General features: G+C 47.2%; 1 protein-coding gene. It reads right to left on the bottom strand.

All coding sequences use genetic code 11. The features are described from left to right. Window positions 1–275: 275 nt before the first annotated feature. Complete coding sequence (locus BBW68_RS04685; protein ID WP_070134222.1) at window positions 276–1,250, bottom strand: polysaccharide deacetylase family protein; 975 nt, start codon at window positions 1,248–1,250, stop codon at window positions 276–278. Window positions 1,251–1,290: the final 40 nt, after the last annotated feature.

Here is a 1,290-nt window from a genome sequence, read left to right as displayed (position 1 = left end):
GGCGTGGAATGGAGAAAAAGCGATGGCTGCGGATGCCTGAGCCGGATCAGTGTGCCTAAAAAATGGCTTTCCGGTTAAAAACACGACAAAAACTGCATTTTCATACTTAAACCTACGCACGAGCGTCGCATCAAAGGGATAGTTCGTTCTGACATTCATGGTTGGGCGCTCGCAGAAGAGGTGATTTAATCTCCTAACCATCAAGAGTTTTATTTTTCTTTAAATGACCGAAAAAGAAGGTGTAAACCATCAGTAACCGGTTGTTCTACTTTACTTTATTTATCTTCATTACTCTTACTCAGTGTATGCTGATAATATTCATTCAAGGTCATACCCTTTGTACGGCTATGTAGATAGGCGAATAACTGTTCCAGATCGTTATAAAGAACTGCAATATCTGATTCCGTCTTAAACGTCGGACTACCGCCCGGCATAAACTCGGATGAATGCAGCATAAACTCAACATAATCGCTGCTGTCAGCCAGCGTTTTCTCTGCAACAGCAATCATCTGCATCACGTTACCGCCCACTGGTCGTAACCAGTGCACCGAATGGCTACGCTGCTTTCCACGCAGGTGATCGTAGCCTTGTTTGAAGGTGTTCATCAGCGATGAGTGCTTATAGCGGATGCTCATCGGCACTTCCAGCAAGGGCGACTGCCCTTCTTTTGATATGTCATGTTCGTCGATAAAATAGGCGCAGTCGGGGAAAGACTGATAGTCAGTCCCACCTTGACCTTTTGGGTCCCCCGGAGAAAATGCCCAGTTCACGCGCGGAGTAACAGAGCAGTCAACCTGATAACCAAGCTCAATTAGCAGCTGAGCATAATACTCATTGAATGCCCAGCGGCCGGCGCGATGACTGCGCATCTTGACCTGCAAAGTATCCTCAAGCCGCCGAGTCATATAACTGACCTTTTCTTTGATAATCTTTGCAGGATACTCAATCAGATAGGGCTTGTGCCGCCAGTCATCTCCGGTAAGGTCGTGTAGCGGAGGGCTGTTCCATGCATGCAGATGCATCCCGATTTCACCACTGTTGCGGGCAATTACATCGCGCGCGAATTCGACATAGGCGGGATCAACCGCCATTTCATAATTGGTCAGCCATGTGGGTTTAAAGGAATACTTCTCGCAAAGCTGCTGGAATCGAGGCAAAAAAAGGGTGTTTCCCGTTGTGATACGGTCATGGTTTTGCCAAAGGTTATCGCCTTCGGTATCAATGGTGATGATAAACGCGGGCTTAGCCATTTTCCTTCCTGCAGTGAGAATTATCGGCACTGTTGCAAAG

Origin of the sequence: Candidatus Erwinia dacicola, from assembly GCF_001756855.1 — a bacterium.
GTDB classification, from domain to species: domain Bacteria; phylum Pseudomonadota; class Gammaproteobacteria; order Enterobacterales; family Enterobacteriaceae; genus Erwinia; species Erwinia dacicola.
This window is presented reverse-complemented; position numbering and strand designations above follow the sequence as displayed.

Bases quoted from the DNA above. Each gene is read 5' to 3' on its own strand.
- BBW68_RS04685 (WP_070134222.1), bottom strand. From the start codon at position 1,250: ATGGCTAAGCCCGCGTTTATCATCACCATTGATACCGAAGGCGATAAC.